6 protein-coding genes and 1 pseudogene are annotated in these 5389 nt (G+C 73.4%); 3 read left to right on the top strand and 4 right to left on the bottom strand.

Annotation, left to right across the window (positions count from 1 at the left end; genetic code table 11):
* Positions 1-1121, bottom strand: a pseudogene (locus tag FRCN3DRAFT_RS48995) (PucR family transcriptional regulator); the annotation flags it as partial.
* 184 nt (positions 1122-1305) lie between these two features.
* Between FRCN3DRAFT_RS48995 and FRCN3DRAFT_RS0241745 the strand changes: the two are divergent.
* Positions 1306-1851: a lytic transglycosylase domain-containing protein gene (locus FRCN3DRAFT_RS0241745; RefSeq protein WP_007520442.1), complete on the top strand. Its 546-nt coding sequence runs from the start codon at positions 1306-1308 to the stop codon at positions 1849-1851.
* 127 nt (positions 1852-1978) lie between these two features.
* A complete protein-coding gene (locus FRCN3DRAFT_RS0241740) occupies positions 1979-2491 on the top strand; it encodes a mycothiol transferase (RefSeq protein WP_007520441.1) in 513 nt (170 codons plus the stop codon).
* Positions 2492-2545: 54 nt separating this feature from the next.
* Here the strand turns inward: FRCN3DRAFT_RS0241740 and FRCN3DRAFT_RS0241735 are convergent, their stop codons facing one another.
* Positions 2546-3061, bottom strand: coding sequence for a DinB family protein (locus FRCN3DRAFT_RS0241735; protein WP_007520439.1), 516 nt, complete (start codon positions 3059-3061; stop codon positions 2546-2548).
* 172 nt (positions 3062-3233) lie between these two features.
* Between FRCN3DRAFT_RS0241735 and bcp the strand changes: the two genes are divergently transcribed.
* Entirely contained in the window at positions 3234-3725 is a 492-nt protein-coding gene (gene bcp, locus FRCN3DRAFT_RS0241730; protein ID WP_007520438.1) for a thioredoxin-dependent thiol peroxidase, read from the top strand.
* Positions 3726-3774: 49 nt separating this feature from the next.
* On the opposite strand, the gene FRCN3DRAFT_RS0241725 is transcribed toward bcp, so the two are convergent.
* A complete protein-coding gene (locus FRCN3DRAFT_RS0241725; RefSeq protein ID WP_035931273.1) occupies positions 3775-4545 on the bottom strand; it encodes a dienelactone hydrolase family protein in 771 nt (256 codons plus the stop codon).
* Between the two features lie 161 nt (positions 4546-4706).
* A partial coding sequence (locus FRCN3DRAFT_RS48990) for a DsbA family protein (RefSeq protein ID WP_007520436.1) occupies positions 4707-5389 on the bottom strand: 683 nt, incomplete at its 5' end.

Below are 5389 nucleotides of genomic sequence, written 5' to 3'. Positions count from 1 at the left end.
CTGGCCGCGGGCGCGCCGGCCTGGGCGGGAGGCATGTCCGCGGGTGCCCCGGCCGTCCCGCCGGGCACCGCGTCGCCACCGGTGTCGCTCAGCCGGAACCGGCCGCCGACGATCATCACGAGCCGCTGGTTGTGGACGCCGGTCAACACCTCCAGGCCCGCCGCGCGGGCGAGTCGGTGCACCTCGTCGACGACCGCCTCCGGCGACTGCGGCGGCGCGGCGCCGACGACGACGGTCACCGCGGGCGGGTTACGCCAGCCGACCGCCGCCGCCCGCGACGACAGCGCCCTGTCCTGGTCGCCACGCACGACGTGGTCGACGACGAGTGCCTCCAGCCGGGCGTCCCAGGCGCCGCGCTCCTCGGCGACCCGGGCGTAGACGACCGCCCCGGCGAACGCGATGTCACGGGAGTAGCGCAGCACGTCGGCCAGCACGCGCTGCTCATGCTCCGGCTCGACGATGTTCGGGACCTCGGCCTCGATCGTCTCGACGGCCACCCGGACCAGGTCGACGAGCCGGCGGAAGGTGACGGCCCGGACCAGCTCGCGCGGCGCCACCCGGAACACGTCGCTGGACAGGTCGCGGGCGTGCTCGGGACGCCGGCACCACTCGACGAACGAGGCGATGCCCGCCTGCACCACGAGCTGGATGTCGGCGCGGTGCCGGGCCGACATCCCCGGGTACCAGGGCAGCAGCTCGGCCATCCTGGCGACCGCCTTGTTCGCCAGCAGCCCGCTCGCCCGTTCGATGCGCCGGATGACCGCGTCGTTCGCGCCCGCGCCCGGGTCTGCCTCGGCGCGGCCGCCGCCGGACCGGTCCGCTGGCCCCGGCGCCGCCTGCGCCGGCACGCCGGGCCGCCCTGGCGGCGGGTCGGCCGGCGAACCGCCTCCTCTGGCCGCCGGAGCTCCCGCCGGATCGGCGACGCCCGGGGTTCCCGCCGGATCGGCGACGCCCGGGGTCCCCGCCGGATCGGCGAACGGGGTCCCTGCCGGATTGGCGAAGCCGATCTGGGAGGTTGTGATCGGGGAGGTCTGCTGGGAGGTCTGCTGGCGGGTCTCCTGGGCGGTCTGCCGAGGGGTCGGGCCGTGCGCGGACGCGGGTTCGGCCGGAGGCGGAGTCACGGCGACCAGCATGCCTCACGTGGGCTCGCGGTCCCTCGCGCGCGCGGCCACGGCGCCGCGCGGTCCTGCCGGCGTCTGCGGGCGCGCCCGCAGGACGCACCGCCGCGCATACCCCGAAACCGGGGAGCGACCGGCTGAGAGGGGATGCCGGACAAGGCGGCGGGCGCGCGGCGACAATGAGCCGATGCCCGCGCCCAGTCTGACCCGTGCCACGGTTCTCGTGGCGGGCCTCGTCGGCGCGCTCGCCGGCCTGCTCGGCGGGTGCTCGCAGCTGCTGCCGATGAAGACCGATGGCCTGATCCCGGCCGACCTGGTGCCGGTGTTCCGGGAGGCCGCGGCGACGTACGGCCTGCTCTCGGCCGCTCAGCTCGCGGCGCAGGCCCGGGTGGAGAGCCGGTTCGACTCGTCGGTGGTCTCCCGGGCCGGCGCGGTCGGCATGATGCAGTTCCTGCCGCGGACCTGGGCCGAGTTCGGCCTGGACGGCGACGGTGACGGCGTCGCCGACCCGCTCAACCCGCTCGACGCCATCCCGTCCGCCGCCCACTACGAACAGCATCTCTCGGAGCTCGTCCGCGACCTGCCGGGCGACGAGATCTCGCTGGTGCTCGCGGCGTACAACGCGGGCCCGACCGCCGTCCGAACCGCCGGCGGCGTCCCCGACTTCGCCGAGACCAAGTCCTACATCGCGAAGATCAATAGCTGGGCTGAGGCCTACGCATCCGAGATCTGACGGTCGGCGTCGTAGGCGGCGGTGGTGAGGGGGCCGCGCCTCGCGGCCGGTGGCGTCGAACGGTGGTCGTCGCGGCCGTGGCCTGGGACGCTACGGGAGAGGGTCCCAGACGGCGGAAGGGCTCGCGATGGCCAGCAGCGCTGATGTACTCGCGGACGGGTTCGGGCGGGTCAGAGAAGCCGTCCACGACGCGGTGGACGGGCTGTCCGCCGACCAGGCCAACCACCGGCTGGGTGGACAGGCGAACTCCATCGCCTGGTTGGTGTGGCACCTTGCCCGGGTGCAGGACGACCATGTCGCGGACGTCGCCGGCTCGGAGCAGGTCTGGACGTCGGCGGGCTGGTACGGCCGGTTTGGCCTGCCGCTCCCGCCGGAGTCCCATGGCTACGGGCACACCACGGCCCAGGTCGCGAGCGTCAGGGTCGGCGATCCGGCGCTGCTCACGGGCTACTACGACGCGGTCCACGACGCGACCCTGCGTTTCGTCGCCACCCTCGCCGACCCCGATCTGGACCGGGTCGTCGACACCAGGTGGGACCCGCCGGTGACGCTCGGCGTCCGCCTCGTCAGCGTCATCGCCGACGACCTCCAGCACGCCGGCCAGGCCGCCTTCGTCCGCGGTCTCCTCCACGCCGGCTGACGCCGCGCCCGCGGCCACCTCGGCGCCCGCGGCCATCTCGGCGCCTGGTCGGGCTCAGTCTCCGGTGGCGCCGTCGATGCGCTCCCGCAGCAGGTCGGCGTGGCCGTTGTGACGGGCGTACTCCTCGATCATGTGGAGGTACACCCAGCGGAGGGTGAAGGTGGTGCCCCGGTGCAGGAACGTGTCGTCCAGCGAGCGGCCGGCCGCGGCCGCCCGCGCCCTCGTCACCTCCTCCTCGAAGGCGTCGAAGGCCTCCTGGGGGTCAGCGGTGTCGACGTCGTCGAACTCCGCGTCCTGGTTGTCGTCCGTGATCCAGTAGGACGTCAGGCCCTCGCCGGCGAACCGGATGCGAAACCAGCCGCGCTCCACCTCGGCCATGTGCCGGACGAGGCCCAGCAGCGACAGCGTCGACGGCGGCACGGCGCGCTCCCGCAGCTGGTCGACGGTCAGGCCGGCGCACTTGAGCAGCAACGTCTGGCGGTGGTAGTCGAGCCAGGCCTCGAGCTGCTCGCGCTCACCTCCGGAGATCGGCTCGTCCATCCGGGTGATGTTCGGCGCGGTCCACGTCATGCCAGCATCATCGCGGTCGCCTCCGACAGGTTCGGGCGCTTCGCGCACCAGCGTCCGGATGGCGGTGGCCGCCCGCGTGCCCGGGACGACGGCGGGCCGGGCACGCCGCCGGTGCCGGCAGGCCACAGGTGGCGGTTTGCCGGGTTCGGCGCGGCGGGGCTAGGTTGCGGCCATGACCGAGAACTCGGGCGGCGCCCGGCTCAGCGTCGGCGACGTGGCTCCCGACTTCACGCTCTCCGACGCCGACGGCAACCAGGTGTCGCTGGCGTCCTTCCGCGGCCGGCGGGTGATCATCTACTTCTACCCGGCCGCCAGCACTCCCGGCTGCACCAAGCAGGCCTGCGACTTCCGGGACAGCCTGGCCCAGCTGAACGACGCCGGCCTCGACGTGCTCGGGATCTCCCCGGACAAGCCGGCGAAGCTGGTCAGGTTCCGTGACAACGAGGGCCTGACGTTCCCGCTGCTGTCCGACCCGGATCGGGCCGTGCTCGGCGCCTACGGCGCGTATGGCGAGAAGACGCTGTACGGGAAGAAGACCGTCGGCGTGATCCGCTCGACGTTCGTCGTCGACGCCGACGGCAAGATCGAGAAGGCGCTGTACAACGTCAAGGCGACCGGCCACGTCGCCAAGCTGATCCGCGACCTCGGCCTCGCCGAGGTCTGAGGCGGGGGCGCACCGTGCGCCCCCGCACCGCGCCCCCGCCTCCCCGTCCTCAGGCGGCCGGGGCCTTGAGAGTCGTGTCGAACAGCTCCGCGGTGCGCTCCCAGTGACGTTCGGCCGCGGCCTCGTCGTACACGGGGAGGTCCTTCACCGCGAAGCCGTGCATCGCGCCGGTGTAGACCTCCAGCCGGTAGTCGACCTTCGCCGCGTCGAGCGCCGCCGAGAGGCGGGCCTGGTCCTCGGGGGTGCAGGAGCCGTCGTTGTCGGCGACGCCGAAGTAGAGCCGGGCACGCACCTCGGCGGCCCGCTTGTGCGGGCTCTCCGGGTCGTCCTCGACGGCGAGCCGGCCGCCGTGGAACGACGCGGTGGCGGCGACCCGGTCCGGGTGCGCGCCGGCCGCGGCGAACGCGAGCCGGCCGCCCATGCAGTAACCGGTGGTGCCGACCTTGTCGGCGCTGGCGGCCGGCACGTCGTCGAGCGCCGTCAGCAGCGCGCCGGTGTCGCCCATCACCGCGGTCGTGTTCGCCTTCTGCATGACGCCGAACAGGCGAGCCCGGACCTCCGGGTCGGAGAAGGCCGTCGCTCCGTCGAACGGGCCGGCGTCCGGGGTCCGGTAGAAGACGTTCGGCAGCACGACGGCGTAGCCGAGCGCGGCGAGCCGGTCGGCCATGTCCTGCGTCACCGGCCGCACGCCGAAGGCGTCCGGATACATGATCACGGTCGGCAGCGGCTCGCCATCCTCGGCCGGGTGGCCCGGCGGGAGGTGCAGGTAGACATCCATCACACCGTCATCGGTGCGCACGTCGAGCTTGGACACGGTCATGTGACTCCCTGGAGTCTTCTTGGCCGCCGCCACTGGCGCCCGGGACAGCATCCCGCAACCGCCCGGGACGCGTTCCAGACCCCTGACCTGGGGCGGGCGTGATCGTGCCGGCGGCGCCCAGGCCGCCGGCACGGCCCCCGGCTTCGGCCTCGGCGCGCGCCCTAACCGGCGGCGTTGACGGCCGCCGTGAAGGCGTCGGGGACGAGCTGGTCGTTGGTGAGCGTCTTGCCGTTGACCTTGACGGTGGGTGTGCCGGTCACGCCGCGCTTGGACGCGTTGTCCTCGACCTGGGCGACATAGCCGTCGTAGGTGCCGGAACGCACCGCGGTGGTGAACTCCGGCGACGTGAGCCCGGCCTTCGAGCCGAGCTCGACCAGCCTGTCGTTCGTGAAGGCGCCGGAGTTCTCCTCACCCTGGTTGGCGAAGAGCAGGTCGTGGTAATCCTTGAACTTGCCGGCCTGCGCCGCCGCCGCGCCCGCGTTCGCGGCGCGCACCGAGTCGGGCCCGATGAACGACATCATGTGGTAAACGGCCTTGATCTTCCCGTCGTCGATGAGTGACTGGACGGTCGGACCGGTCGTCGTCTCGAACTGCTTGCACACCGGGCACTGGAAGTCCTCGTAGAACTCCACCGTGACCGGGGCGTTCGCCTGGCCGACGACGATCCCGTTGTCCGGCCCGGTCGCGTTCGCCGGGATCACCACGGGCTTGGAGTCCTGGCGGGAGTTCTGGACGAGGATCCCGACGACGGCGGCGATGATGATGACGCCGACCACCGAGGCCAGCACGATCATCCGGCGGCGTCGCCGCTCCCGGGCCGCGGCCGCCTCGCGGGCCGCGGCCG

It is taken from the genome of Pseudofrankia saprophytica (genome assembly GCF_000235425.2).
In the GTDB taxonomy this organism is placed as follows: Bacteria; Actinomycetota; Actinomycetes; order Frankiales; family Frankiaceae; genus Pseudofrankia; species Pseudofrankia saprophytica.
The sequence above is the reverse complement of the archived record's forward strand: the minus strand, read 5'-3'. Positions and strand labels throughout refer to the sequence as shown.